At 71.5% G+C, this 24,327-nt stretch carries 24 protein-coding genes; 10 read left to right on the forward strand and 14 right to left on the reverse strand.

Annotation, left to right across the window (positions count from 1 at the left end; all coding sequences use genetic code 11):
* Positions 1 to 3,041, reverse strand: a 3,041-nt coding sequence (uvrA, locus tag K7854_RS00005) for an excinuclease ABC subunit UvrA (protein ID WP_226024230.1), incomplete at its 3' end; no start/stop codon positions are given.
* Positions 3,042 to 3,264: 223 nt separating this feature from the next.
* On the opposite strand from uvrA, the gene K7854_RS00010 reads away from it, so the two are divergent.
* Both K7854_RS00010 and K7854_RS00015 read left to right on the forward strand, forming a co-directional pair.
* The gene (locus tag K7854_RS00010; protein ID WP_226024231.1) at positions 3,265 to 3,951 is read left to right on the forward strand and encodes a maleylpyruvate isomerase family mycothiol-dependent enzyme; all 687 of its coding nucleotides are present in this window, start codon (positions 3,265 to 3,267) and stop codon (positions 3,949 to 3,951) included.
* Positions 3,952 to 3,993: 42 nt separating this feature from the next.
* Positions 3,994 to 4,650: an MBL fold metallo-hydrolase gene (locus K7854_RS00015; protein WP_226024232.1), complete on the forward strand. Its 657-nt coding sequence runs from the start codon at positions 3,994 to 3,996 to the stop codon at positions 4,648 to 4,650.
* 225 nt (positions 4,651 to 4,875) lie between these two features.
* Here K7854_RS00015 and aroQ read toward each other — a convergent pair whose 3' ends face one another.
* The 6 genes from aroQ to K7854_RS00045 all read right to left on the reverse strand — a co-directional run bounded on the left by aroQ (position 4,876) and on the right by K7854_RS00045 (position 12,764).
* Positions 4,876 to 5,349 (reverse strand): type II 3-dehydroquinate dehydratase, encoded by a 474-nt coding sequence (gene aroQ, locus K7854_RS00020; RefSeq protein ID WP_226024233.1) that lies wholly within the window; start codon positions 5,347 to 5,349, stop codon positions 4,876 to 4,878.
* A gap of 232 nt (positions 5,350 to 5,581) precedes the next feature.
* Positions 5,582 to 6,589 (reverse strand): TerC family protein, encoded by a 1,008-nt coding sequence (locus K7854_RS00025; protein ID WP_226024234.1) that lies wholly within the window; start codon positions 6,587 to 6,589, stop codon positions 5,582 to 5,584.
* A gap of 252 nt (positions 6,590 to 6,841) precedes the next feature.
* Positions 6,842 to 8,857, reverse strand: a complete 2,016-nt coding sequence (locus K7854_RS00030) for a TerD family protein (protein ID WP_226024235.1) — start codon at positions 8,855 to 8,857, stop codon at positions 6,842 to 6,844.
* 129 nt (positions 8,858 to 8,986) lie between these two features.
* Positions 8,987 to 9,565 (reverse strand): TerD family protein, encoded by a 579-nt coding sequence (locus K7854_RS00035; RefSeq protein ID WP_226024236.1) that lies wholly within the window; start codon positions 9,563 to 9,565, stop codon positions 8,987 to 8,989.
* 141 nt (positions 9,566 to 9,706) lie between these two features.
* Complete coding sequence (gene uvrB, locus K7854_RS00040; protein WP_226024237.1) at positions 9,707 to 11,845, reverse strand: excinuclease ABC subunit UvrB; 2,139 nt, start codon at positions 11,843 to 11,845, stop codon at positions 9,707 to 9,709.
* A 40-nt stretch (positions 11,846 to 11,885) separates the two neighbouring features.
* Positions 11,886 to 12,764: an MHYT domain-containing protein gene (locus K7854_RS00045; protein ID WP_226024238.1), complete on the reverse strand. Its 879-nt coding sequence runs from the start codon at positions 12,762 to 12,764 to the stop codon at positions 11,886 to 11,888.
* A gap of 290 nt (positions 12,765 to 13,054) precedes the next feature.
* Between K7854_RS00045 and K7854_RS00050 the strand changes: the two genes are divergently transcribed.
* Both K7854_RS00050 and K7854_RS00055 read left to right on the forward strand, forming a co-directional pair.
* Positions 13,055 to 13,924 (forward strand): glycerophosphodiester phosphodiesterase, encoded by an 870-nt coding sequence (locus tag K7854_RS00050; protein WP_226024239.1) that lies wholly within the window; start codon positions 13,055 to 13,057, stop codon positions 13,922 to 13,924.
* Between the two features lie 35 nt (positions 13,925 to 13,959).
* Positions 13,960 to 14,514: a methylated-DNA--[protein]-cysteine S-methyltransferase gene (locus K7854_RS00055; RefSeq protein WP_226024240.1), complete on the forward strand. Its 555-nt coding sequence runs from the start codon at positions 13,960 to 13,962 to the stop codon at positions 14,512 to 14,514.
* Positions 14,515 to 14,551: 37 nt separating this feature from the next.
* Here K7854_RS00055 and K7854_RS00060 read toward each other — a convergent pair whose 3' ends face one another.
* Positions 14,552 to 14,980 carry a VOC family protein gene (locus K7854_RS00060; RefSeq protein ID WP_226024241.1) on the reverse strand — a complete coding sequence of 143 codons (429 nt, stop codon included), beginning with the start codon at positions 14,978 to 14,980 and terminating at the stop codon, positions 14,552 to 14,554.
* Positions 14,981 to 15,129: 149 nt separating this feature from the next.
* Between K7854_RS00060 and K7854_RS00065 the strand changes: the two genes are divergently transcribed.
* Together K7854_RS00065 and K7854_RS00070 are read left to right on the forward strand one after the other, a co-directional pair.
* Positions 15,130 to 16,038 carry a pseudouridine-5'-phosphate glycosidase gene (locus K7854_RS00065; RefSeq protein WP_226024242.1) on the forward strand — a complete coding sequence of 303 codons (909 nt, stop codon included), beginning with the start codon at positions 15,130 to 15,132 and terminating at the stop codon, positions 16,036 to 16,038.
* Positions 16,035 to 16,979, forward strand: a complete 945-nt coding sequence (locus K7854_RS00070) for a carbohydrate kinase family protein (RefSeq protein ID WP_226024243.1) — start codon at positions 16,035 to 16,037, stop codon at positions 16,977 to 16,979. Before K7854_RS00065 ends, K7854_RS00070 begins: the two co-directional genes overlap by 4 nt.
* A 30-nt stretch (positions 16,980 to 17,009) precedes the next feature.
* Here K7854_RS00070 and K7854_RS00075 read toward each other — a convergent pair whose 3' ends face one another.
* A complete protein-coding gene (locus K7854_RS00075) occupies positions 17,010 to 17,804 on the reverse strand; it encodes a methyltransferase domain-containing protein (RefSeq protein WP_226024244.1) in 795 nt (264 codons plus the stop codon).
* 246 nt (positions 17,805 to 18,050) lie between these two features.
* Here K7854_RS00075 and K7854_RS00080 point away from each other — a divergent pair, with 246 nt between their 5' ends.
* A complete protein-coding gene (locus tag K7854_RS00080; RefSeq protein WP_226024245.1) occupies positions 18,051 to 19,178 on the forward strand; it encodes a magnesium and cobalt transport protein CorA in 1,128 nt (375 codons plus the stop codon).
* 4 nt (positions 19,179 to 19,182) lie between these two features.
* Here the strand turns inward: K7854_RS00080 and K7854_RS00085 are convergent, their stop codons facing one another.
* Positions 19,183 to 19,815 (reverse strand): nucleoside/nucleotide kinase family protein, encoded by a 633-nt coding sequence (locus tag K7854_RS00085; protein ID WP_226024246.1) that lies wholly within the window; start codon positions 19,813 to 19,815, stop codon positions 19,183 to 19,185.
* 223 nt (positions 19,816 to 20,038) lie between these two features.
* Here K7854_RS00085 and K7854_RS00090 point away from each other — a divergent pair, with 223 nt between their 5' ends.
* Entirely contained in the window at positions 20,039 to 20,518 is a 480-nt protein-coding gene (locus tag K7854_RS00090) for an anthrone oxygenase family protein (RefSeq protein WP_226024247.1), read from the forward strand.
* Positions 20,519 to 20,585: 67 nt separating this feature from the next.
* On the opposite strand, the gene K7854_RS00095 is transcribed toward K7854_RS00090, so the two are convergent.
* From K7854_RS00095 to K7854_RS00105, 3 genes are all read right to left on the reverse strand, one after another.
* The gene (locus K7854_RS00095) at positions 20,586 to 21,392 is read right to left on the reverse strand and encodes an SAM-dependent methyltransferase (RefSeq protein ID WP_226024248.1); all 807 of its coding nucleotides are present in this window, start codon (positions 21,390 to 21,392) and stop codon (positions 20,586 to 20,588) included.
* Between the two features lie 101 nt (positions 21,393 to 21,493).
* Positions 21,494 to 21,769: a DUF397 domain-containing protein gene (locus K7854_RS00100; protein ID WP_226024249.1), complete on the reverse strand. Its 276-nt coding sequence runs from the start codon at positions 21,767 to 21,769 to the stop codon at positions 21,494 to 21,496.
* The gene (locus K7854_RS00105; protein ID WP_226024250.1) at positions 21,770 to 22,630 is read right to left on the reverse strand and encodes a Sco1979 family transcriptional regulator; all 861 of its coding nucleotides are present in this window, start codon (positions 22,628 to 22,630) and stop codon (positions 21,770 to 21,772) included. It lies immediately after the preceding gene.
* A gap of 267 nt (positions 22,631 to 22,897) precedes the next feature.
* On the opposite strand from K7854_RS00105, the gene K7854_RS00110 reads away from it, so the two are divergent.
* Together K7854_RS00110 and K7854_RS00115 are read left to right on the forward strand one after the other, a co-directional pair.
* The gene (locus K7854_RS00110) at positions 22,898 to 23,599 is read left to right on the forward strand and encodes an ATP-binding protein (protein ID WP_226024251.1); all 702 of its coding nucleotides are present in this window, start codon (positions 22,898 to 22,900) and stop codon (positions 23,597 to 23,599) included.
* A complete protein-coding gene (locus K7854_RS00115) occupies positions 23,590 to 24,030 on the forward strand; it encodes a hypothetical protein (protein ID WP_372480973.1) in 441 nt (146 codons plus the stop codon). Before K7854_RS00110 ends, K7854_RS00115 begins: the two co-directional genes overlap by 10 nt.
* 30 nt (positions 24,031 to 24,060) lie before the next feature.
* On the opposite strand, the gene K7854_RS00120 is transcribed toward K7854_RS00115, so the two are convergent.
* A complete protein-coding gene (locus K7854_RS00120; RefSeq protein ID WP_226024252.1) occupies positions 24,061 to 24,246 on the reverse strand; it encodes a DUF8839 family protein in 186 nt (61 codons plus the stop codon).
* Positions 24,247 to 24,327: the final 81 nt, after the last annotated feature.

Genomic DNA, 24,327 nt, shown 5'->3' on the forward strand with positions numbered 1-24,327 from the left:
GCCTTGCTCGTCCGCGTGGTCTTCTTCGCGGCGGGCTTGGCGGCCTTCTTGGCCGCCGTCTTGGCCGTCTTGGCGGCGGTCGCCTTCTTGGCGGCCGTGCCGGTGACCGTCTTCGTGGCGGTCTTCTTGGCGGTGGCCTTGGTCGCCACCGTCTTCGCCGCCTTGCGCGGCCGGGTCACCGACGGCGCGTCGCTGACCCGGTCGGCGCCCAGGACGTCCCGCAGGAACTTGCCGGTGTGGCTGGCGGGGACGCCCGCGACCTGCTCGGGGGTGCCCTCGGCGACCACCAGTCCACCGCCGGCACCGCCCTCGGGGCCCATGTCGACGACCCAGTCGGCGGTCTTGATCACGTCGAGGTTGTGCTCGATGACGATGACCGTGTTGCCCTTGTCGACCAGGCCGCCGAGGACCGTCAGCAGCTTGCTGATGTCCTCGAAGTGCAGACCGGTGGTCGGCTCGTCCAGGACGTAGACCGTGCGCCCGGTGGAGCGGCGCTGCAGCTCGCTGGCGAGCTTGACGCGCTGGGCCTCACCGCCGGACAGGGTGGTGGCGGACTGGCCGAGCCGGACGTAGCCGAGGCCCACGTCCTTCAGGGTCTTCATGTGCCGGGAGATCGCGGGCACCGCCTCGAAGAAGTCGGTCGCCTCCTCGATCGGCATGTTCAGCACGTCGGCGATGGACTTGCCCTTGTAGTGGACCTCCAGGGTCTCCCGGTTGTACCGGGCGCCGTGGCAGACCTCGCACGGGACGTAGACGTCCGGGAGGAAGTTCATCTCGATCTTGATCGTGCCGTCGCCCGCGCAGTTCTCGCAGCGGCCGCCCTTGACGTTGAAAGAGAAGCGCCCGGGCAGGTAGCCGCGGACCTTCGCCTCCGTCGTCTCGGCGAACAGCTTGCGGATGTGGTCGAAGACGCCGGTGTACGTCGCCGGGTTCGACCGCGGGGTGCGGCCGATGGGCGACTGGTCGACGTGGACGACCTTGTCGACGAGGTCGTCGCCGTCCACGCGCGTGTGCCTGCCCGGGACGTTCCGCGCGCCGTTCAGCTCGCGGGCCAGGTGGGTGTAGAGGATGTCGTTGACCAGCGTCGACTTGCCGGAACCCGAGACGCCGGTGACGGCCGTGAACACGCCCAGCGGGAAGGACACGTCGATGTCCTGGAGGTTGTTCTCCCGGGCGCCGTGCACGGTGAGCCGCCGGGAGGGGTCCTGCGGGCGCCGGATGTCGGGCAGCGGGATGGCCTTCCGCCCGGACAGGTACAGCCCGGTCTGCGACTCGGCGTTGTCGAGCAGCTCCTTCAGGGAGCCGCTGTGCACCACCTTGCCGCCGTGCTCACCGGCGCCGGGGCCGATGTCGACGATCCAGTCGGCGACCTTGATGGTGTCCTCGTCGTGCTCGACGACGATGAGGGTGTTGCCCATGTCCCGGAGCCGGACCAGGGTCTCGATCAGCCGGTGGTTGTCGCGCTGGTGCAGGCCGATGGACGGCTCGTCGAGGACGTACAGCACGCCGACGAGTCCGGAGCCGATCTGGGTGGCCAGCCGGATGCGCTGGGCCTCGCCGCCGGAGAGGGTGCCCGCCGCGCGGTTCAGCGAGAGGTAGTCCAGGCCGACGTCGACCAGGAACCGCAGCCGCTCGTTGACCTCCTTCAGGACCCGCTCGGCGATCTTCTTGTCACGGGCGTTGAGCGTCAGCTCGCCCAGGAAGTCCGCGCAGTCGCTGATGGACATCGCCGAGACCTCGGCGATCGACTTGCCCATGACGGTGACCGCGAGGACGAGGGGCTTCAGGCGGGTGCCCTCGCAGGTGGGGCAGGGCACCTCGCGCATGTAGCCCTCGAAGCGCTCGCGGCTGGCGTCGCTCTCCGCCTCGCTGTGCCGGCGCTTGACGAAGGGGATCGCGCCCTCGAAGGCCGTGGTGTACCGGCGCTCGCGGCCGTACCGGTTGCGGTAGCGGACCTCGACCTGGGTCTTGTGGCCGTACAGCAGGGCCTTGCGGGCACGCTGCGGAAGGCCCGCGAAGGGGATGTCCGTACGGAACCCGAGCGCGTCCGCGAGGGCGCCGATCAGGCGGCCGAAGTAGTCCTTGGTGTGCCCGTGCGACCAGGGGTGGATGGCGCCCTCGTCGAGGGACTTGTCCTCGTCGGGGACGATCAGCTCCGGGTCGACCTCCATGCGCGTGCCGATGCCGGAGCAGTCGGGGCAGGCGCCGAAGGGCGAGTTGAAGGAGAAGGAGCGGGGCTCCAGCTCCTCGAAGGACAGGTCGTCGTACGGGCAGTACAGGTGCTCGGAGTACATCCGCTCGCGCTCGGGGTCGTCCTCGGGGAGGTCGACGAAGTCGAGCACGACCATGCCGCCGGACAGGCCGAGCGCGGTCTCCACGGAGTCGGTCAGGCGCCGCTTGGCGGAGTCCTTCACGGTGAGGCGGTCGACGACCACCTCGATGGTGTGCTTCTCCTGCTTCTTCAGTGTGGGCGGGTTGGACAGCTGGACGGTCTCGCCGTCCACCCGCGCGCGGGAGTAGCCCTTGGTCTGGAGGTCGGCGAAGAGGTCGACGAACTCGCCCTTGCGCTCGCGCACCAGCGGCGACAGCACCTGGAAGCGGCTGCCCTCCGGCAGCTCCAGGACCTTGTCCACGATGGCCTGCGGCGACTGGCGCGAGATCGGCCGGCCGCACTCGGGACAGTGCGGCTTGCCGATGCGGGCGAAGAGCAGGCGCAGGTAGTCGTAGACCTCGGTGATGGTGCCGACCGTGGAACGCGGGTTGCGCGAGGTCGACTTCTGGTCGATGGAGACCGCCGGGGAGAGGCCCTCGATGAAGTCGACGTCCGGCTTGTCCATCTGGCCGAGGAACTGCCGGGCGTAGGAGGAGAGCGACTCCACGTAGCGCCGCTGGCCCTCGGCGAAGATGGTGTCGAAGGCCAGGGAGGACTTGCCCGACCCGGACAGGCCCGTGAAGACGATGAGCGAGTCACGAGGCAGGTCGAGCGAGACGTTCTTCAGGTTGTGCTCGCGCGCGCCACGGACGATGAGACGGTCGGCCACGCCGGTCCGCACCTTTCTTGAGAGAAGTGACAGGGGCGGGGCCCCCGTCTTTCTCAGACTAGGGGGAGCCACTGACAACGCCGGTCGGATTCACCGGTTGTCAACAAACCCCGACTTCCCAGCATGCCCGACGCCGCTTACGACCATATAGCACGTGCATTCGAATTACGGGGGCCGTGCACAACCTTCACCCGAAGGTGTGGTCCGGTCTAAGGTCAGCAGCATGATTGATCACGCTCATGACCTGGAGTCTGTACGTGACGCTACCGAGCGGCTCCTCACCGCGGTCGGGAAACTGGACAACGCGTCCGTGACGGAGTCGTCACGGCTGCCCGGCTGGAGTCGTGGCCATGTCCTCGCCCACCTCGCCCGCAACGCCGACGCCCTCGTGAACGTCCTCGAAGGACGCCCGATGTACGTCTCCGGCGAGGCCCGGGACGCCGACATCGAGCGGGACGCCCCGCGCCCGCTCGACGTCCAGCTCGCGGACGTGCGCGAGAGCGCGGCCCGGTTCCAGGACACGGCGGCCGTCCCCGCGGACTGGTCGCGGACCGTGGAGCTGCGCAACGGGATCACCGACTCGGCCTCCAGGGTGCCGTTCCGGCGTTGGGCCGAGGTGGCGCTGCACCACGTGGACCTGGGCATCGGCTACGAGCTGGAGGACCTCCCGGCGGAGTTCACCGAGCGGGAGACCGACTTCCTCGCCGCCCGGTTCACCGGTCACCCCGAGGTGCCGCCGACCCGGCTCACCGACGGCACGCGCGCGTGGCGCACGGGGCGGGAGGCGGCGGCCGCCGAGGTGACCGTCACCGGTCCCCCGGCCGATCTGCTCGGCTGGCTCGCCGGGCGTCGTGCGGGCTCGGCGCTCACGGTGGAGGGCGGTGCGCTGCCGGTCCTGCCTCCCCTCTAGGCGGCAGCCTGCGGGCGGCCTCCCGGCGCTAGGCTGGCCGTCATGACGTACAGCGGAGAGGTGACGGTCGGCGGACCCGCCGACGTGCACGAGCTCAAGGACCTGATGATCACCAAGGTCGCGGTCGGCCCGATGGACAACAACGCCTATCTGCTGCGCTGCCGGGCCACCGACGAGCAACTGCTGATCGACGCCGCCAACGACGCGCACACCCTGCTCGGCACGATCGGTGACGACGGCATCGCGTCCGTCGTCACCACCCACCGGCACGGCGACCACTGGCAGGCGCTCGCCGAGGTCGTCGCGGCCACCGGCGCCCGTACCCACGCCGGCCGGCACGACGCCGAGGGCATCCCGGTGCCGACCGACGTCCTGGTCGACGACGGCGACACGATCCGGGTGGGCCGGGTGGAGCTCACCGCGCGCCACATCGTCGGCCACACACCGGGCTCCATCGTCCTGGTCTACGACGACCCGCACGGGCATCCGCACGTGTTCACCGGGGACTGCCTGTTCCCGGGCGGCGTGGGGAACACCTTCAAGGACCCGGACGCCTTCGCGAGCCTCATCCATGACGTGGAGACCAAGGTCTTCGACCCGCTCCCGGACGAGACGTGGGTCTACCCCGGCCACGGCAACGACACGACGCTCGGCGCGGAGCGGCCGCACCTGCCGGAGTGGCGGGCGCGCGGCTGGTGAGGCGCGGGAGCTTCCAGGGCGGGCGCGTCCGGCACGTGTCCGCGCCCTCGCGCCCGGGTGCGCGCCCCGTGTGAAGCGTTCGCACACACCCGCGGTCCGCGCGCGCTCCCCGCGCGAGGGTGCGGCGCGGTCGACTGGTGGCAGCCCCGCACAGGAACGACGGCTCCTGCGCGGCACGGGCCGCCGGCCTCCCGACCCCCGCCCCCGGCCGGCGGCCCCGGCGCCTCAGGTCCTGGCCGAGCCCGCCCCGGCCAGGGCCGCGATCCGCTCCACCCCGAAGACGTATCCCTGCACACCGCACCCCGCGACGACCCCGTCGGCGCGCTGCGAGACGTAGGAGTGGTGCCGGAACGGCTCACGCTGGTGGATGTTGGAGATGTGGACCTCCACCACCGGCAGCCCGTCGCAGGTGTTGAGCGCGTCGAGGATCGCGACGGACGTGTGCGAGTAGGCGGCGGGGTTGATCACGATGCCGCAGTGGTGCAGCCGGGCCTCGTGGATCCAGTCCACCAGTTCGCCCTCGTGGTTGGACTGCCGGAAGTCCACCGTGCCGCCGTGCGCGGCCGCCGCCTTCACGCACAGCGCTTCGACGTCGGCGAGGGTGTCGGAGCCGTAGATCTCCGGCTGGCGCTGGCCGAGCAGATTCAGGTTGGGCCCGTTCAGGATCATGATCGGTGCGTTGGCCAGGGTGCGGGGCACGGTTCCTCCGGTCCGTGAGGGGGTGCTGCGGCCCCTGCGCGGCCGCCGCTCGGTCCCCGGTCTATCACGGTGCGCGGACGCCCCGGTCCCGGGCTACGGGTTGACGGCCAGTTCCAGGTACGCCGCGAACAGCATCAGGTGGACGCCTCCCTGCAGGGGCGTGGACCGGCCCGACGAGCAGGCCGGGAGCGGAGAACGGCTTTGCCGTTCGCCGCTCCCGGACCCGGGTGGATCAGGCCTCGACGCTGTCCTTCGACGCCTCGCCGCTCCCGGCGGCCGCCGTCTCCGCCTCGGCCTCGGCCTGCTTCTTCGAGGCACGGAGGCTGGTGATCGTGGTGACGATCAGGACGGAGCAGATCACGCCGAGCGAGACCGGAATGCTGATCTCGGGGACGTGGACGCCGGACTCGTGCAGGGCGTGCAGCACCAGCTTGACGCCGATGAAGCCCAGGATCACGGACAGGCCGTAGGACAGGTGGACCAGCTTCTTCAGCAGGCCGCCGATGAGGAAGTACAGCTGGCGCAGACCCATCAGGGCGAAGGCGTTGGCCGTGAACACGATGTACGGGTCCTGCGTCAGGCCGAAGATCGCCGGGATGGAGTCGAGCGCGAAGAGCACGTCGGTGGTGCCGATGGCGAGCATCACGACCAGCATCGGGGTCATGATCTGCTTGCCGTTCTCCTCGATCCACAGCTTGGTGCCGTGGTACCGGTCGGCGACACCGAAGCGTCGCTCGGCGGCCTTGAGGAGCTTGTTCTCCTCGAACTCCTCGTCCTCCTCGTCGGCCCGGGCCTCCTGGATGAGCTTCCAGGCGGTGTAGATGAGGAAGGCACCGAAGATGTAGAAGACCCAGGCGAAGCTGGCGAGGATCGCCGCGCCCGCGGCGATGAAGACGGCCCTGAGGATCAGGGCTATGAGGACACCGATGAGCAGGACCCGCTGCTGGTACTGCGAGGGCACCGCGAACTTCGCCATGATCAGGACGAAGACGAAGAGGTTGTCCACGCTCAGCGACTTCTCGGTGATGAAGCCAGCGAAGAACTCGCCGGCGGGCTCACCGCCGCCGAAGAAGAGCAGGCCGAGCCCGAAGAGGCCCGCCAAGGCGATCCAGACGCCGGTCCAGATGCCGGCTTCCTTGATCGACACGTCGTGCGGTTTGCGGCCGATGAAGAAATCGACCGCGATGAGGGCGGCAAGGCCCACGATGGTCAGGACCCACAGGGTCACCGAAACTTCCACTACGCCTCCGGCAGTACGTCACACGGCAGATGTCAGCGTCGTCGCTGCCGGAGGTCTCTTCCACCCGGGAACCTGGGACGCGCGATGCGTCTGGAACCACGGGCCGACGCCCCGGGATCTGGCCTGATCCGTATTGACGGGTACGCCGCACAGACAGGGAGTACTCCCCTCCGTACGGACGACAGTACCCCAATCCCCAAGGGATGGTAAAGAGATTTGCAAATTAAGCTCAAAAGCCCAGCTCGGGAGCGGTCACCGACCCCACGAACGGCGGGCGGCGGCGACCTGCGCGAGCACCTGCTGGAGCACCTGGCTGCCGGGCGGCACCAGCGAGGGCTCGTACGTCCAGGCATGCCCGACCCACGGGTCGGCGAGGTGGTCGTCGGCCACCGGCGTCAGCCGGAGCAGCGAGCGCCACAGCGGATCGAGCAGCGGCCCGAACCCGGCGGACTCCTCGCGGTCGGCGACCATCATCAGGTGGACGCCGACGGCCGGCCCCTCGTCGGCGAGGTAGCGCAGCTGGTTGACGGCCCGGTCGTCGAAACCGTGCGGGAAGTCGTTGACGATCAGCAGTTGCTGCGAGGTGTCGAGACCGGGCGGGAGCGCGTCCGGGGCGCCTCCGCGCAAGGCCATCTGGACCAGGTCGACGCGCTGGGTGAGACGGGCCAGTACGTCCGCCGTCCCCGCGGCGCCCTGGGCGGGCGGCGCGGCGAGCACCCCGCTCTGCACCAGCGGCGCCAGTGCCTGCGCCCCGGATCCGGCCGGGTCGATGACGTGCACGGTGAACTCGCCCGCCGGATAGACGGCGAGCAGCCGGGCGGCGTGGGCGACGGCCGTCTCCAGGCCCAGGCGCCGCATCTCGTGGGAGTCGGCGAACGAACCGTCGAGCGAGGCGGAGCGCCCGCTGTCGATCCACAGGCCACGCTCCAGCGGCAGCCGCATCAGCATCGGGATGCGGATGCGGTCGGCCTCCGGCAGATGGAGATCGCCCAGCCTGAGGGCCATCGGGATCTCCATCGGGACGCGGTAGGCGTGCCAGACCGGGTTGTCCCAGCGGGCGAAGGCCGCCGGCAGCGCGGGTTCGACGACCTCCGCCTCTGCGACGAGCTGGGCGACGTCCCGGTCCAGCACCTCCCGGGCCTGGGCCACCAACTGGCCGTGCCGGGCGCGCGCCCCCTCGCGGGCGGCGTCCCCCTGCCCGCCGATCCGGCTGCGCGGGTCGGCCAGGACCTGGTCGAGTTCCTTCTCCATGCGGGAGTCGGCGAAGTCGACGGCGCTGCGGTAGGCGGCCGTGGTGCGGGCGAGGTCCTCGAACATGCCCCACACCTGGTTGTAGAGCCGCTCCTCCATGGACCAGCCGGTGGCGTCGCCGGCGACGGGCCGGGCCGGCTGACCGGGTTCGGCCGGGGGCGCGGCCGGCGGGGGCGGGGGCGGTGCCGTGTTCTGCCGGCGGGGGTGGCTGTAGTCGATCGGGCCGCCGGCGGGCGCGGCCGGCTGGCCGGTGGTGGCGGACTCCCCCGGCCCGCCCGGGTACGGCTGCTGCGCCCCGTGTCGCCCCGGCGCCCCGGGCGTCTGCGGGCCGGGAGCGGAAGCACCCTGGGGGTCGTACGGAGACGACGCCGGCGGTACGGGCGTACCGGGGCCGGTCGGGGGCGGGGTGCCGTGGTCCGGACGGTGTGCCGGGGCGGCGGCGGGCGGGGCGGGTATCGAACGGGCCAGCCCGCTCGCCACCGCCTCGTGGATGCTCGCCGCGAGCTGGTGGGCCTCGGGCAGCTTCTGGTCGGCGAGCAGCTCGGCGAGACCGCCCGCGTAGCCCTGGCCGACGGCGCGGACCTTCCAGGCGCCCTGGCGCCGGTAGAGCTCCAGGGCGACGACGGCGGACTCGGCCTCCAGGCCGGTGATGGTGTAGCTGGCGACCTCGTCGCCGTCGAGATCCGTGACGGCGACGAAGGGGGCGGCGACGGCCCCGAACCGGGCCGGGCCTCTCCCGCCGATGGGCAGGGCGAGCAGCACACTGACGCGGTGCACCGCATCCGGCACGGCGTCCAGGTCCACCGCGAGGCGGTGATCGGCGGCGGCCTGCCGGGAGACCTCCAGGCCCGGAAGGGTGGGCGCGCCCGGGTGGACCACCCGTTCGACGCCGTGGATCGTGCCGTTCTCGTCGCCGAGCGTGGCCCCGGCCACGACCGGCGTGCCGGCCGAGACCCGGATCTCGAGACGGGCCCGGGGCAGCGGGTGGTTCTGTCCCCGCGTCAGCTCGGCCGTCATCGCCTTCCCCCTGTGTCGATCGTGTGTCACCCGCGAGACGTCATGCGGGCCTGGCCGGTCCCGCGAACGGGACCGGCCGGTTCGTGTCGGACGGCTGCGGCCGGACCACCGCAGCTCCAGGCCTGCCGCCTACAGGACCGGCAGGATCGCCGGCATGAGGTCCTGGAAGGTGCGGCCGTTGGCCGGGGTGCCGATGGCGGTCATCGCCCAGCCCTGGCCGGAGCGGTTCACCTTGGCCATGATCTGGGCCGTGAAGGCCCCGCCGCCGGCCAGCGTGTAGCGGGCCAGCTCCTGGCCGTTGGTCTCGTCGACCAGACGGCAGAAGGCGTTCTGCACTTCCTGGAAGGTCTGGCCGGTGAAGGAGTTCACCGTGAAGACGATCTGGTCGATGTGGACCGGGACGCGCTGCAGGTCGACGAGGATCGCCTCGTCGTCGCCGCCCTGGCCGACACCGCCGACGAGGTTGTCCCCGGTGTGGCGCACCGAGCCGTCGTCGCTCACCAGGTGGCGGAAGAAGACGACGTCGACCGGCTGCTTGTCCGCGAAGAGGACCGCGGAGGCGTCCAGGTCGATCTCCCGGGTGCGCGAACCGAACAGGCCGCGCCGGGGAGCCGCCTGCCAGCCGAGACCCATGCGCACCGACGTCAGGCTGCCGCCGTCGCTCTTCTGCAGACTGATGGCCTGACCCTTGGTCATGTTGACGGTCACGCGCTGATCCCCTCTCGAACTGTCCCCTGTTGCCGCGGTGCCCGCGGTTGACCAGAACCCTACGCAGGGGCACTGACAGTGACCCACCCCGGTCCGTGCTTTGTGTCGGTCTTGCAACACAGCGCGTGCCCGACCGGGCCGTCAGGCCAGGCCCGCCTCCTTCATCTGGCGCAGTTCCTTCTTCATCTCGGAGACCTCGTCGCGCAGCCGGGCCGCGATCTCGAACTGGAGGTCGGCCGCGGCGGCCCGCATCCGGGTGGTGAGGTCCTCGATCTGCTCGGCCAGCTCCGCCGCGGGACGGTCGGTCACCGCCGTCTCCTTGGCCCGGCCCTTGGCCGCCTTGGCTCCGCCCGTCGCCTGGCCGCCCAGCGCGGGCACCGGAGCCTTGGCGCCCTTGCCCTCCTTCGCCTGGCGGTAGCCCGAGCCCAGGAGCTGCTCGGTGTCGACGTCCTCGCGGGCGATCTGCGCCACGATGTCGTTGATCTTCTTGCGGAGCGGCTGCGGGTCGATGCCGTTCGCCTTGTTGAACGCGACCTGCTTCTCGCGTCGGCGGTTGGTCTCGTCGATGGCCTTCTCCATCGCCGGCGTGATCTTGTCCGCGTACATGTGGACCTGGCCGGAGACGTTGCGCGCCGCGCGCCCGATGGTCTGGATCAGGGAGGTGCCGGAGCGCAGGAAGCCCTCCTTGTCGGCGTCGAGGATCGCCACCAGGGACACCTCGGGCAGGTCCAGGCCCTCACGCAGCAGGTTGATGCCGACCAGGACGTCGTACTCGCCGGCGCGCAGCTCGCGCAGCAGCTCGACGCGGCGCAGCGTGTCGACGTCGCTGTGCAGGTAGCGGACCTGGATGCCGAGTTCCACGAAGTAGTCGGTGAGGTCCTCGGCCATCTTCTTGGTGAGGGTGGTGACCAGGACCCGCTCGTCCTTCTCGGTCCGCTTGCGGATCTCGTGCACCAGGTCGTCGATCTGGCCTTCGGTGGGCTTGACGACCACCTCCGGGTCGACCAGGCCGGTGGGACGGATGATCTGCTCGACGGCGCCGTCCGAGCGGGACAGCTCGTAGGCGCCCGGGGTCGCCGACAGGTAGACCGTCTGACCGATGCGCTCCTGGAACTCCTCCCACTTCAGCGGGCGGTTGTCCAGCGCGGAGGGCAGCCGGAAGCCGTGGTCGACCAGGGTCCGCTTGCGGGACGCGTCGCCCTCGTACATGGCGCCGATCTGCGGGACGGTGACGTGCGACTCGTCGATGACGAGCAGGAAGTCGTCCGGGAAGTAGTCCAGCAGGGTGTTCGGCGGAGAGCCGGGCGAGCGGCCGTCGAAGTGCATCGAGTAGTTCTCCACCCCGGAGCAGGAGCCGATCTGGCGGAGCATCTCGATGTCGTACGTGGTGCGCATGCGCAGCCGCTGGGCCTCCAGGAGCTTGCCCTGCTTCTCCAGCTCGGTCAGGCGCTCGGCCAGCTCCTTCTCGATGTCGTTGACCGCCCGCTCCAGGCGCTCGGGGCCAGCGACGTAGTGGGAGGCCGGGAAGACGTACAGCTGCTGGTCGTCGCTGATGATCTCGCCGGTGACCGGGTGGAGCGTGGACAGGGCCTCGATCTCGTCGCCGAACATCTCGATGCGGACGGCCAGCTCCTCGTAGACCGGGAAGATCTCGATGGTGTCGCCGCGCACCCGGAAGGTACCGCGGGCGAAGGCCATGTCGTTGCGCGTGTACTGGATGTCGACGAAGCGGCGCAGCAGCTCGTCCCGGTCGTGCTCCTCGCCGACCCGCAGCGGGACCATGCGGTCGACGTACTCCTGCGGGGTGCCGAGGCCGTAGATGCAGGACACGGAGGCGACCACGACGACGTCACGGCGGGTGAGCAGCGAGTTGGTGGCGGAGTGGCGCAGCCGCTCCACCTCCTCGTTGATCGAGGAGTCCTTCTCGATGTAGGTGTCCGACTGGGGGACGTAGGCCTCGGGCTGGTAGTAGTCGTAGTACGAGACGAAGTACTCGACGGCGTTGTTGGGCAGCAGCTCGCGGAACTCGTTGGCCAGCTGGGCGGCCAGGGTCTTGTTCGGCGCCATCACCAGGGTGGGGCGCTGGAGCTTCTCGATCATCCACGCGGTGGTGGCGGACTTGCCGGTGCCGGTCGCGCCGAGCAGGACGACGTCCTTCTCGCCTGCCTGGACGCGCCGGGCCAGCTCGGCGATGGCCGTCGGCTGGTCGCCGCTCGGCTGGTAGGGGCTGACGACCTCGAAGGGCGCCACCGTGCGTTCGATCTGGGAAACGGGCCGCATGGGTTCCACCGTACGACCCCGCACTGACAACGGGTCCCGGTCAGCGGTTCTGCGGGGTGCGGGGGCGCCGGTGGACCAGGGGGCGGCGGGTGCGGCGCACGGGGTGGCGTGCCGTGCGGCGGATCGTGCGCACGCCGTCGGTGTGGGCGGGGATGCCCGGCTTCCGCTCGACGGGGGCCGCGGCGGGCTTCCCCGTCACCATCAGCGGGTCGAGCACCACGACGGCGCCGGCCAGGAGGAGGAAGGCGAGGGGACCGATCAGCATGGGGGCGAGCAGTTCGGCGGGCGATCCGCCGGCGGCGGGCTCGGCCGTGCCGCTGACGTGGACCTCGACTGCGGCCATCCCCGTGTAGTGCATGCCGGTGACGGCGAGTCCCATGATCAGGGCCGCGCCCACGCTCCACAGGAAGCCCCGGACCTGTCCGGCCGCCCACAGGGCGGCGGTGGCGGCGGCCATGGCTATGACGACGGACCCGGCGACGGTGAGGGTGTTGTACGTCAGCTGCCCGTCCAGATGCATCCCGGCCATTCCCAGGTAGTGCATGGACGCGATGCCCAGGCCGGTGATGGTGCCTCCGGTGAACAGGGCCGTCCCGGTCGCTCCCCGGTAGCCGACGATGAAGATCCCGACCCCCACCATGAGGATGGCGACGGCCAGGCTGGCGAAGGTCATCAGCCAGTCGTAGCGGATCGGCGTGTGTTCGATCGTGAAGCCCATCATCGCGACGAAGTGCATGGTCCAGATGCCGGAGCCGATCGCCGCCGAGCCGAGGGCGAGCCACCCGGGACGCCAGGAACGGGTGACGAGCATGGCCCTGGCGGTGCAGCGCAGACCGAGGGCGCCGCCGAGGCACGCCATGAGGTAGGCCGCCAGCGGTGTGACGAGTCCGTAGCCGAATCCGTGGACCGTGCCTTGCATGTGCGGCTGCCCTTCCGCCTTCTTACGCCCCGGTGATGTCCCGGATTCTCCTGATCTGCGCCCCTCCCAGGACCGCGCGGACGATCAGGGTCGAGAGCAGAGAGTATGACTTCCACCGGAATGGTCGAACGATTCTCCGGCAAAGAATCACGGTCTCACCCCAGTTGTGCCGCCCCCGTGAGCGTAGTTGAGCAACTCCATTCAGCCTGTGGCCACTCCGCACCCCTCTTTTGTTGACTCTCTGATGTCACAGTGGTGCTGTCCGTGATCGTTCGACGCGAGGAGTACGCATGCACGTGCGCGCAGTAGCCGTCACGACCACCGCCCTTCTTGGAGTCGCCCTCACGGCTCCCCTCTCGCACGCCCGGGCCGACCAGGCGGGCGGGGACGGGCCCACGGTCGTCGCCCACCGGGGCGCTTCCGGGTACGCGCCGGAGAACACGCTGGCCGCCGTCGACCGGGCGGCCGAGCTGGGCATCCGCTGGGTGGAGAACGACGTCCAGCGCACCCGGGACGGCGAACTCGTCGTCCTCCACGACGAGAGCCTGGCCCGTACGACCGACGTGGAGGAGGTCTTCCCGGACCGGTCGCCCTGGAAGGTGAAGGACTTCACGGCCGCCGAGATCGCGCGGCTGGACGCGGGCAGCTGGTTCGGGTCCGAGTACGCGGGCGCGCGGGTGCCGACGCTGGAGCAGTACGTGGAGCGGGTGGAGCGCAACCACCAGAAGCTGCTGCTGGAGCTGAAGAGCCCCGGGCTGTACCCGGGCATCGAGCGGCAGACGCTCAAGGTCCTCGCCAACGAGGGCTGGCTGGACCGGCGGCACGTGGCCGGGCGGCTGGTCGTGCAGAGCTTCGACGCCGACAGCATCCGGACGGTCCACGACCTCAAGCCCGCCGTCAAGACCGGGTTCCTCGGCACCCCGGCGGTCTCGGAGCTGCCGGCGTACGCGGAGTTCGCCGACCAGATCAACCCGTCGTACGGCTCGCTCTCCATGAGCTACGTGTCCGCGGTCCACGCGTTCACCGGGCCGCACGGCAGGCCGCTGGAGGTCCTGACCTGGACGGTGGACGACGCGGACACCGCGCGCCGGGTGGCCGGGTACGAGGTCGACGGCATCATCACCAACAAACCCGACGTGGTGCGGGACGCCGTGGACTGACCGGCGTTGTCAGTGGCGGGCCGTACCGTGGGCGCATGGACAGCCCTGGGCAGTACGAACAGCAGGTCGTGTGGACCGTCGTCGGGACCGGCATCGGTCCGCTGCTGCTGGCCGCCACCCGCGAGGGTCTGGTCAACGTCGTGTTCCACGCGACCGGCGCCACCCGCGACCGGGCGCTCGAACGGCTCGCGGCCCGGCTGGGCACGGAGCCCGTCGAGGCGCCCGGCTCCCCGCTGCTGGCCGAGGCGATACGCCAGGTGGAGGCCTACTTCGCGGGCCACAGGCGCGACTTCGACGTGCCGTTGGACTGGTCGCTGATCTCGGGCTTCAACCGGCAGGTGCTGCGCGAGCTGGCGTCCGGCGTCCGCTACGGCCAGGTCGTCGGCTACGGCGACCTGGCCCGCCGGGTGGGGCAGCCGGGCGCCGCCCAGGCGGTGGGCATGGCCATGGGGGCCAATCCGCTGCCGGTCGTCGTGCCGTGCCACCGGGTCGTGGAGAGCGACGGCGGCATCGGCGGGTTCGGCGGCGGCGTGGGCACCAAGCGGCGGCTGCTCGCGCTGGAGGGTGTGCTGCCCGAGCCGTTGTTCTGACCGGCGGCACCGGCCGGGCGGGCGTCGCCCGTGGTGGTCACTCGTAGTGCCGGGCCTCGATGATGTTGCCGTCCGGGTCGCCGAAGTAGAAGCTCCGCCTCGCCATGCCGCGGGCGCCGTAGGAGTCGTGGGAGAGGTCCGAGACGGGGATGGACTGCTCCTGCAGGCGTGCGCGCAGGGCGTCGAAGTCGTCCGGGGGCAGGGACACGCAGATGTGGTTGACGGGGTGCCCGGCACTGGCGTCGGCGCCGGGGAGCATGCGCATGCGGTCCGCCATGGTGTGCGGTGCGAGGTCGAGGATGGTCTCGTCGTTGAGACGTACGGAGGGGAAGCTCACGGTCCCGGCGGCGTACTCGGTGACGCGCAGGGGTTCGAAGCCCAGGTTCTTCTCGTAGAAGCCGGCCGCGGCGACCGGGTCGCGCACCCAGAGGACGACGTGGTCGAGACGTGTGGTGTTGTCCGTCATGGCTCCCAGGCTCGTGGCCGGTCCCGGCGGCCGCAAGGGGTGCCTTCCGGCAGGTGTCTTCCGGCCCCGGCGGGGTTTGGCGCGGTCCCCCGCCCGCCAGGGATGAGGGAGACCGTAGCCGAGTCAGACCTTCGACAGGAGGCGGACACGTGACGCTGGTGGTGTCGGAAGAGGTACGGGAGGCGTTGGAGGCCCGCCGTCCCGTGGTGGCGCTGGAGTCCACGATCATCGCGCACGGCTTGCCGCGCCCGCGCAACCTGCTCGTGGCGCGGGAGCTGGAGGAGGCGGTGCGGCGGGAGGGCGCCATACCCGCGACGATCGCCGTGCTCGACGGACGGCCGCACGTCGGCCTGGACAAGGAGCAGCTGGAGCGGGTCGCCAACGAGGACGGCATCCGCAAGCTGGGGCACCGGGACCTGCCGCTCGCGGTGGCCTCCGGCGCGAGCGGGGCGACCACCGTGTCGGCTACCGCCCTGCTGGCGGCGCTGGCGGGCGTCCGGGTGTTCGCGACCGGAGGGCTGGGCGGCGTCCACCGGGAGTGGACGGTGACGCAGGACGAGTCGGCCGACCTGGGCCTGCTGGCCCGCACCCGGATCACGGTGGTCTGCGCGGGCGTGAAGTCCATCCTGGACGTCCCCGCGACCCTGCAACGGCTGGAGACGCTGGGGGTCGCGGTCGCCGGGTACGGGACGGACCGCTTCCCCGGCTTCTACCTGTCCGACTCGGGACATCCGGTGGACTGGCGGCTGGACGACCCGGAGCAGGTGGCGGCGGTCATGCGGGCGCAGGACGCGCTGGACGGCCCGCGGTCCGCGCTCGTGGTCGCCAACCCCGTGCCCGAGCAGGAGCAGCTCGATCCGGTGCTCCACGCGCGCGTGCTCGCCGAGGCGCTGCGGGCCTGTGAGACGGAGGGGATCACGGGCCAGGCCGTCACGCCGTTCCTCCTGGAACGCCTGGTACGGCTCACCGACGGCGCCTCGATGAGCGCCAACCTGGCGGCCGTGCGGGGGAACGTGCGGCTGGCGGCCCGCATCGCCGCGGCCTGGACCGGGGCGTGACCGGGACGGGCGGTACGCCGGGCGGCGCGCTGCTGGTCGTCGGGGACGTGGTCACGGACGTCGTCGCCCGGCACCGGGGACCGCTGGCGCCCGGTACCGACACCGCCGCCTCGGTGCGGCGGCTGCCCGGCGGGGCGGGTGCCAACGTGGCCTGCTGGGCGGCGCACACCGGGTGCGGGGACGTGCGGCTGCTGGGCCGGGTGGGCACCGACGCGTCCGCGTGGCACGCACGGGAGCTGGCGGCGTGCGGGGTGCGGCCGCTCCTCGTGGTCGACGCGGCGGCGCCGACGGGGACGGTGATCTGCCTGGTCGACACCGCCGACGCGGCCGAGCGGACGTTCCTCACGGACAGCGGGGCGTCGCTGCGGATCGGGCCGGACGACTGGTCGGACACGCTGCTCGACGGCGTGGGCCGACTGCACCTCTCGGGCTATCTGGTGTTCTCGGAGCCGAGCCGCGCCCTGGTGTCGGTCGCCCTGTCGGCGGCCCGCGCGCGAGGAGTGCCGGTCAGCCTGGACCCGGCGTCGGCCGGGTTCCTCACCGCGCTGGGCGTCGACCGTTTCCTCGGTCTCGTCGAGGGCGTGGACGTGCTGCTGCCCAGTCGTGACGAGGCGTGTCTGCTCACCGGCCTGCCCGACCCGGCGGACGCGGCCGCGAAGCTCAGCCGGCATGTTCCGCTGGTGATCGTCAAGCAGGGGGCGGAAGGGGCCCTGGTGGCCCGGTCCGGTGCCGTGAGCGCACGGGTCGCCGCGGTCCCGGCGTCGCCTCGGGACAGCACGGGGGCCGGTGACGCCTTCACCGGCGCGTTCCTCGCCGCGCTGCTCACGGGCGCGGAGGCGAGGGATGCGGCGGCCGCCGGATGCCGGGCGGGCGCGCGGGCGGTCGAGCGGGTGGGCGGGAGACCGCCCCGGGCTGCCTGTCGGCGGCCGGCCGACGGGTAGCGGTCCGGGGGTCACCCCTTTGGAGGGAGATCACCCCTTGCGCCCCCACGCCGAGACCATCGGCGCGGTCGCCAGGTCCATGCCGCCGGACGCGACGTTCGCGAGGTGGCGGTCGATGTCGTCGTGGGTGGCGACCCCGGCGGCGACCAGCTGGTCGCGGATCTGTCGTACCGTCGCGGACTCCAGGGCGGCGCACGCGGGCGAGGTGACCGGGAAGTAGGCGTCGGCCTCCACTCGGCGCAGCCCGGCCTCCCGGAGCAGCCGGGGCAGCCGTCGGCCGTAGGAGAGGTCGGCGCCGCGCTGGGCCAGCAGTTGGCGGAAGCCGTGCCGGAGCCGGTTCGCCAGCTGCTGCTCGGGGCCGTGCTCGTCGGGGCAGAGCAGGGGCTGGAGCGCCGGGTCGGCGTCCTCGACCAGGAGGCGGCCACCGGGGCGCAAGGCCTGGATCATCGACCGCAACGCCCGGTCCCGGTCGGGGACATGGACCAGGACGAGCCGTGCGTGCACCAGGTCGAAGCCCTCCCCCGGCGGCTCCTCCGCGCCCACGTCGTGCACCCGCACCTCGACCGGCGGCCGGCCGGCCGGGGCGACCCGTGCGGTGTCGATGTCCGTCGCGAGGACCTTGCCGGTCGGTCCGACCCGCTTGGCCAGCCAGGACACCACGGAGGTGCCTCCGGCCCCGACCTCCCAGCAGCGCCAGCCGGGACCGACACCGAGTGCGCCGAGGTGCCGGAACGTCGTGGGGTCGAAGAGCGTGGCGAAGGCGTCGAAGCGCTCCGCCGCCTCGGACCGGGCGTTGTCGAGGAGGTATCCGTCGGTTCGCGTCATGCCCCGATCATCCCAGTCGTCCCGCTTGTCCGAAGGGGACGACGCTCCGGCACGAGGGCCTCCTCCGGGGCCCGGTGCGGTCGGGACGGGGACGTGTGCGAGACCCCGAGCGATCCGTCCACAGGCGGGAACCAAGCGGAATCTCCGCTTTCCACAGGCTCGTTCGCCGTGCCCGCCGACCTGGCAAACTGGCCTGCCAAGGCGCGGGAAGCACGGCGCGAGGGGACCCACGCGAGGAGATTCGGGATGACCATGGCAGGGAATCTGCGCAAGGTCACGGGGCTGGACAGGGTCGGCGGCCTCCGGAAGATGGCACGGCTGACCCGCCGACGGCCGCGGGTGGACCTGAGCCACCCCGCCCGTTCCCCGCTGGGTTCCTCGGTGGTGAACTGCGTGACCTACCGGGACGGTGTCCGCCTGCCCGAGAGCGGCGATCCGGTCGAGGCGGTGACGCGGATGCGCGGGCGCGGGGCGGGTTTCGTCTGGCTCGGTCTGCACGAGCCGACGGACCAGGAGTTCGCGGGGATCGCGGAGCTGTTCGAGCTGCATCCGCTGGCGGTCGAGGACGCGATCGAGGCGCACCAGCGACCCAAGGTGGAGCGGTACGGAGAGACGCTCTTCGCCGTGTTCAAGACGGTCTGCTACGTGGAGCACGAGGAACTCACGGCCACCAGCGAGGTGGTGAGCACCGGCGAGATCATGGTGTTCGCCGGGCACGACTTCGTGATCACCGTGCGGCACGGGCGGCACGGCTCGCTGGGACCGTTGCGGGAAGGGCTGGAGTCCGATCCCGCACAGCTCGCCAAGGGGCCGTCGGCGGTGCTGCACGCGATCGCGGACCATGTGGTGGACGACTTCCTGAGCGTCATCGAGTCGGTCCAGGAGGACGTCGACCACGTCGAGACGGAGGTGTTCGCGGAGAACGGCGCGCGGGTCGACCCCGGCCGCATCTACCAGCTCAAGCGCGAACTCCTGGAGCTGCGGCGGGCCGTGGTGCCGCTCGGCCGGCCGCTGGAGGAGCTGGCCACGCGGCCGTTCCGGGTGGTCGACCCGGAGATACAGGCGTACTTCCGCGACGTCGCCGACCATCTGCTGCGGGCCACCGAGCAGATCGCGGCCTTCGACGAACTCCTCAACTCCATCCTCCAGGCCCACCTCGCCCGAGTGACCGTCGCGCAGAACGAGGACATGCGGAAGATCACGGCCTGGGCCGCGATCATCGCCCTCCCCACGATGGTCTGCGGGGTGTACGGCATGAACTTCGACCACATGCCGGAGCTGGGCTGGCGCTACGGCTACGGCCTGGTCATGGGCGTGATGGCCGTCGGCTGCCTGGCGCTGCACCGGGGTTTCAGGCGCAACGGCTGGCTCTGAGGGGTCAGCCGCTCCAGGCGGGATGCCGTGGGTCGTCGGCGCGCACCAGGACGTCGGCGGTGCCCGACGGGTCGGTCTCCTCGTCGTAGCGCTCGAAGGCGGGCAGGGTCCACTGCTCGGCCTCGGGGGTGCGGCGGCGCAGGGCGCCGGGGGTGAGGACGAGATGGACACTCAGATCGAGGGGGAACCAGTGCCGGAGCAGGAAGGGGCCGTGGAGCAGCAGCACGCCGCCGGGAGGGAGCCGGACGTAGGCGCTGCGGGTGGCCCGGTCGGTGACCGGGTCCCACAGGTCGGGCAGGACCCGCCCGTCGCCGCCGGGGCCGAGGGGGTCGAAGACCTCGCGCCACAGGGCGCCGGTGTCGTACCAGCCGCTGTAGTAGGACTCGGCGTCCCGGTGTCCGTACTCCAGGCGGAGCGAGGCGGGCCGCAGGAAGCCCTCCGTCCCGACGGCGAGCGAAGGGCGGCCGCGGACGCGCAATGCCTCACCGAGCCGTTCGGCGAGGTCGCCGGGGCGGGCGGCCGGGGCGCCGTCGAGGGCGACGCGCGTCCAGGCACTGCCGTCGGTGGGCTTCAGGTCGAGCAGTCGCTCGGCGAGCCGGTCGCCGAGCCGGTCCCAGGTGATCGCTTCCAGTCGCACCCGCCCATGATGCGTCAGCTCCCGCACCGGCCGTCACGACGGTCGCCCCGTCGGTCGGTCGCCGCCCCCGCCCGCCTGGACGCTCGCGCATGGACCCGGGGCGCTCGGCCATGGTCACCGTGTCGGTGCGGGGGTTGACTTGGGTGATCGACGGCTGGGAGCCGAAGCGAGTCGGAGCCGTCGAACGGGTGGGAGCTGACCGGACGGGTGGGAGTTGACGGACATGAGTGACGGACCGTACGTCGTGCTGGTGGTGCTGGGCGTGCTCGGGACCGGTCTGACGGCCGGTGTCTTCTGCGCGTTCTCCACCTTCGTCATGCGGGGGCTAGCCGCGCTGCCGCCCGCGCAGGGGGTCGCCGCGATGAACGCGATCAACAAGGCAGCGGTGAGACCGGCCTTCATGTCCGTGTTCCTCGGGACGGCGCTGCTGGCCGCGGTGACCGCCGTGGTCACGCTGGTGCTGTGGCCGGAGGATTCGGCGGTGGAGCTGCTGCTGGGCAGCGGGCTGTACCTGGCCGGGTCGTTCGGCGTCACCGTGGCGGCCAACGTGCCGCGCAACGACGCGCTGCTCCGGCTGGAGCCCGGCTCCGCGGAGGCGGCCGACCGCTGGCCCGCGTACGTGCGCGAGTGGACGGCCTGGAACCACGTCCGTGCGGTTGCCTCCGCCGCCGCGGCGATGGCGTACGTGCTGGCCCTCGTCTGAGTCCTTCTGCGCGCGGGGCGGCCCGGTCGTTCCCGCCCGACCACGCGCGGGGAGGCCGCCCGACCCGTCACGGCTTGCGGGCCACCGCCCCGTACCCGGGGATGATCCCGTCGTCCTGGCCGGCGACCGGATCGCCCAGTTCGGGGTGCCACAGGTGCGGCACCGCGATTCCGGGCTCCACCAGGTCGAGGCCGGTGAAGAAGCGGGCGAACTCCTCGCGCGAACGCAGGGCCAGGGTGACCCCGGCGGCGCGGAGCTTCTCGGTGGCCGCCCGCGACTCCTCGGGGGTGAAGTCGGCCGTCGCGTGGGTCATCACCAGATGGCTGCCGGACGGCAGCGCGTCCAGCAGCCGGCGGACCAGGTCGTGCGCCCCGTCCTCGTCCGGGACGAAGTGCAGCAGCGCGACCAGCGACAGCGCGACGGGCCGGTCGAAGTCCAGGATCTTTCCCGCCCCCTCCAGGACGGCGTCCGGGTCCCGGACGTCGGCCTGGAGGTACTCGGTCTCCCCCTCGGGCGTGCCACGCAGCAGGGCGGCGGCGTGGGCCAGCACGATGGGGTCGTTGTCGCAGTAGACGACGCGGGCGTCGGGCGCGGTCTCCTGGGCGACCTGGTGCAGGTTGGGCTCGGTCGGTATCCCGGTGCCGACGTCCAGGAACTGCCGGATGCCCTGGCCCGCCAGCCAGCGGGTGGCACGGTGCATGAAGGCGCGGTTGACCCGCGCCATCACCGGCACCCTCGGGTCGAGGGCGAGCATCTGCCGGCCCATCGCCTCGTCGACCGGGTAGTTGTCCTTTCCGCCGAGATACCAGTCGTACATCCGCGCGGGGTGCGGCTTGCTCGTGTCGATCCCGGCGGTGCTGTGCTGCCCGGTCATGACGCACTCCCAGGTGTTGAGTCCTCGTCGCGATGGGTGACCAACTCAGTGCCAAACAGCTTAAAATCAACAATCAAACGGACATGTGTTCCAGGACGGTTTCAGGACAGAAGGAAGTCCGCCTCTCCCGCCTTCGCCCCCTGGATGAAGGCCGTCATCTCGGCCGTCGTGTAGATGAGCGCCGGCCCGTCCGGGTCGGTGGACTGGCGCACCGCGATCCGCCCGTCGGCGAGCTTCATCGCCTCCAGGCAGTTGCCTCCGTTGCCTCCGCTCCACGGCTTGTGCCAGCCCTCGCTGCCCAGGTCGCGGGCGGGCATGCCGTTGTAGATCCGCGCGCCGCGGGTCAGTGGCGGACGCTGGGGTTTGATGCGGTTCATTCACAGCTCCTTGCGGAGATCCCGGAGGATCTCCTTCGTGCGATGTGCCGTGGCGGCCTGCGCCGCCATGCGGTCCATGACCTCGAGGTGGGTCGCCACCTCGGCACGCGCGTCGAGGTAGACGGCGCCGGTCAGGTACTCGCTGTAGACCATGTCCGGGAGTTCCGGCATGGCGAATCGGAACAGCACGAAGGGCCCGTACGTGCCGGGGTGCGGCCCGCTGGAGAACGGGGCGATCTGCAGCGTCACGTTGGGCAGCTTCGTGGCCTCGAGCAGCCGGTCGATCTGGGCGCGCATCACCTCCGGCCCCCCGACGGGGCGGCGCAGCGCGGTTTCGTCCATCACGACCCACAGCCGGGGTGCGTCCTTACGGGTGAGCAGTTCCTGGCGTTGCATGCGCAGGTCGACGTGGCGCTCGATGTCGTCGGGGCGGGTCTGCCCGATGGCGCCCGAGCGCAGCACCCCGCGCGCGTAGTCCTCGGTCTGCAGCACTCCGGGGACGAAGTGGGGCTCGTAGGCGCGGATCAGGGACGCCGCGCCTTCCAGGCTGACGTACAGCGAGAACCAGCCGGGGAGGATGTCGTGGAAGCGCTGCCACCACCCCGGCTTGTTGGCGTCCTCGGCCAGCCGGACGAAGGCGTCGGCCTCCTCGTCGCTGACGCCGTAGGCCTTCAGCAGCAGCTGGAGGTACGGGATCTTGAGGGCGACCTCGGCCATCTCCATGCGGCGGACCGTGGCGGGGGCGACGCGCAGGATGCGGGCGGCTTCCTCGCGCTTGAGGCCGGCACGTTCCCGCAGGTCCAGCAGGCGCCGGCCGAGTACGACCTGGCCGACCGTCGGCGCGGACCGCGGCTCGCTCACCGCCCACCTCCTGAAGAGTCCCGAAAGAGTCCTTGCGTCCCTGTTCCCCTGTACGGACAGCCTCGGCGAGCCCCGGAGCGTCCTGGTGCGGACAGCCCGGCGGCGCCATTCGAAGGTCTGTTCGAAAACCCGGGGAGGCCTTCGACGACCTGAAGTGGCGCCGCTCGACGTGCTGTTGCGAGCAGTGTGCCACGGCCGTCCAGAACGTCACACAGCACTCTGCATTTTTCAGAGTGACACTTGCCAAGTGTTCACGGCGGGGCGATAGTGGCAAGCGTGATTCCGTCCGCGCCCTTAGGAACAGACGCCACCGCGGGCTCCCTGGGCCTCGGTGCCGCCATGGGAGCCGGCTCCTCGGGAGCCTCCGCCGCCGAGCGCCGGTTCCGTTTCGAGCTGGCCGCCCATCCGGGCTCTCCCTCACAGGCCAGACGCCTGACCCGGGCCCGGCTGAGCGGCTGGGCGGTGTGCGAGGACACCTGCGACACGGCGGCCCTGGTGGTCTCCGAGCTGGTGACCAACGCGATCGTGCACACGGCGAGCAGACACATAGTCTGCGAGCTGCACGACGTGGACGACCTGGTCCGGATAGCCGTGCGCGACGAGGGCTGCGCCCCGGGCCAGCCCCACCCCTCGGCCGATCAGCAGCCCGAGGACGAGCACGGCAGGGGCCTGCTCCTCGTCGACGCCCTGTGCGACGCCTGGGGCGCCCACGAGCACGGCCCCGGTCTGCTGGTCTGGGCCGAGCTGCCGCGCCGGGCCGAGGGACCGCAGGACCCCCTGGAGCCCCACGACGACCTGGGCTGGGGCGCCCGGCCGAAACCCGGTCCGGCGGACGACGGCGGGGACGACGGCGAGGTCGAGGCCGAGTCCCGCCGCGGCGAGGACCGGCGGGCACGGGGCGCCCGGGGGACCGGAGAGAGCCGCAAGGACCGGGAGACACTCCGCGGAACGGGGACCGCATGGCTATGAGGGCTGCGTCCGGCGTCCGACCGCTCGGTCTGGACACGATGGTCCGCCTCCAGCGCGGACGGCACACCGCCGGGACACCTCTGAGACTGCCCGTGCCGGACGGCATGACGGCGCCGCTGGGCTGCGACGCGGTGGCGGTGCCCGCCCGGCTCGGCCAGCAGGTGCTGCCCCGGCTGCCGCGCGTCGGATGCATCTACGCGGACGAGACGCACTGGTGGTGGATCGTTCCGTCCGACTCCGACTACGCCCTGGAATGGCCCGCGCCCGCGCGCTACGCCACCGGTGCGGTCGTCCCCGGCGCCGCGCACCTGCCCGCGCTCATCCACCGCTCGGACGGCACGGTTCCCTACACGCCGCCCATCCCGCTGTATCTGGCCCTGTGCCGGCTGACGGACACGACGCCCACCTGGTCGCGGACGGTCAGCGCGTAGGAGCCGGCGCACCGGCGCGGGCGCGGCAGGTCAGGCCGCCGCGTCGCCCGCTGCCTCGCCGCCGCGCACGACGACCAGGAACATGTCCGTGGCGAGGTCCATCACGACCTCGGCGGGCAGACCCTCAAGACGCCGCGCCTGGGCGAACTCCTCCGCCGGCCAGGATCCCCGCGGTCCGCCGGCGGGAAAGCGTTCGAGCACCGTTCGCCCGTTCACTCCGCACCTCCATGTAGCGCTGTACTCGTAGAGTTAAACGCCAACCATGGAGCGAACGCCTCGCCTGGTGATGGTACTGAG

This window comes from Streptomyces hyderabadensis (genome assembly GCF_020404845.1).
Taxonomy (GTDB): Bacteria; Actinomycetota; Actinomycetes; order Streptomycetales; family Streptomycetaceae; genus Streptomyces; species Streptomyces hyderabadensis.

Coding starts and splice junctions, on each gene's coding strand:
- K7854_RS00055 (WP_226024240.1), top strand. CDS start 13,960: ATGGACAGCCCTGGGCAGTACGAACAGCAGGTCGTGTGGACCGTCGTC.
- K7854_RS00100 (WP_226024249.1), bottom strand. CDS start 21,769: ATGAACCGCATCAAACCCCAGCGTCCGCCACTGACCCGCGGCGCGCGG.
- K7854_RS00010 (WP_226024231.1), top strand. CDS start 3,265: ATGATTGATCACGCTCATGACCTGGAGTCTGTACGTGACGCTACCGAG.
- uvrB (WP_226024237.1), bottom strand. CDS start 11,845: ATGCGGCCCGTTTCCCAGATCGAACGCACGGTGGCGCCCTTCGAGGTC.
- K7854_RS00015 (WP_226024232.1), top strand. CDS start 3,994: ATGACGTACAGCGGAGAGGTGACGGTCGGCGGACCCGCCGACGTGCAC.
- K7854_RS00045 (WP_226024238.1), bottom strand. CDS start 12,764: ATGCAAGGCACGGTCCACGGATTCGGCTACGGACTCGTCACACCGCTG.
- K7854_RS00075 (WP_226024244.1), bottom strand. CDS start 17,804: ATGACGCGAACCGACGGATACCTCCTCGACAACGCCCGGTCCGAGGCG.
- K7854_RS00060 (WP_226024241.1), bottom strand. CDS start 14,980: ATGACGGACAACACCACACGTCTCGACCACGTCGTCCTCTGGGTGCGC.
- K7854_RS00095 (WP_226024248.1), bottom strand. CDS start 21,392: ATGACCGGGCAGCACAGCACCGCCGGGATCGACACGAGCAAGCCGCAC.
- K7854_RS00090 (WP_226024247.1), top strand. CDS start 20,039: ATGAGTGACGGACCGTACGTCGTGCTGGTGGTGCTGGGCGTGCTCGGG.
- K7854_RS00080 (WP_226024245.1), top strand. CDS start 18,051: ATGACCATGGCAGGGAATCTGCGCAAGGTCACGGGGCTGGACAGGGTC.
- K7854_RS00115 (WP_372480973.1), top strand. CDS start 23,590: ATGGCTATGAGGGCTGCGTCCGGCGTCCGACCGCTCGGTCTGGACACG.
- K7854_RS00050 (WP_226024239.1), top strand. CDS start 13,055: ATGCACGTGCGCGCAGTAGCCGTCACGACCACCGCCCTTCTTGGAGTC.
- K7854_RS00030 (WP_226024235.1), bottom strand. CDS start 8,857: ATGACGGCCGAGCTGACGCGGGGACAGAACCACCCGCTGCCCCGGGCC.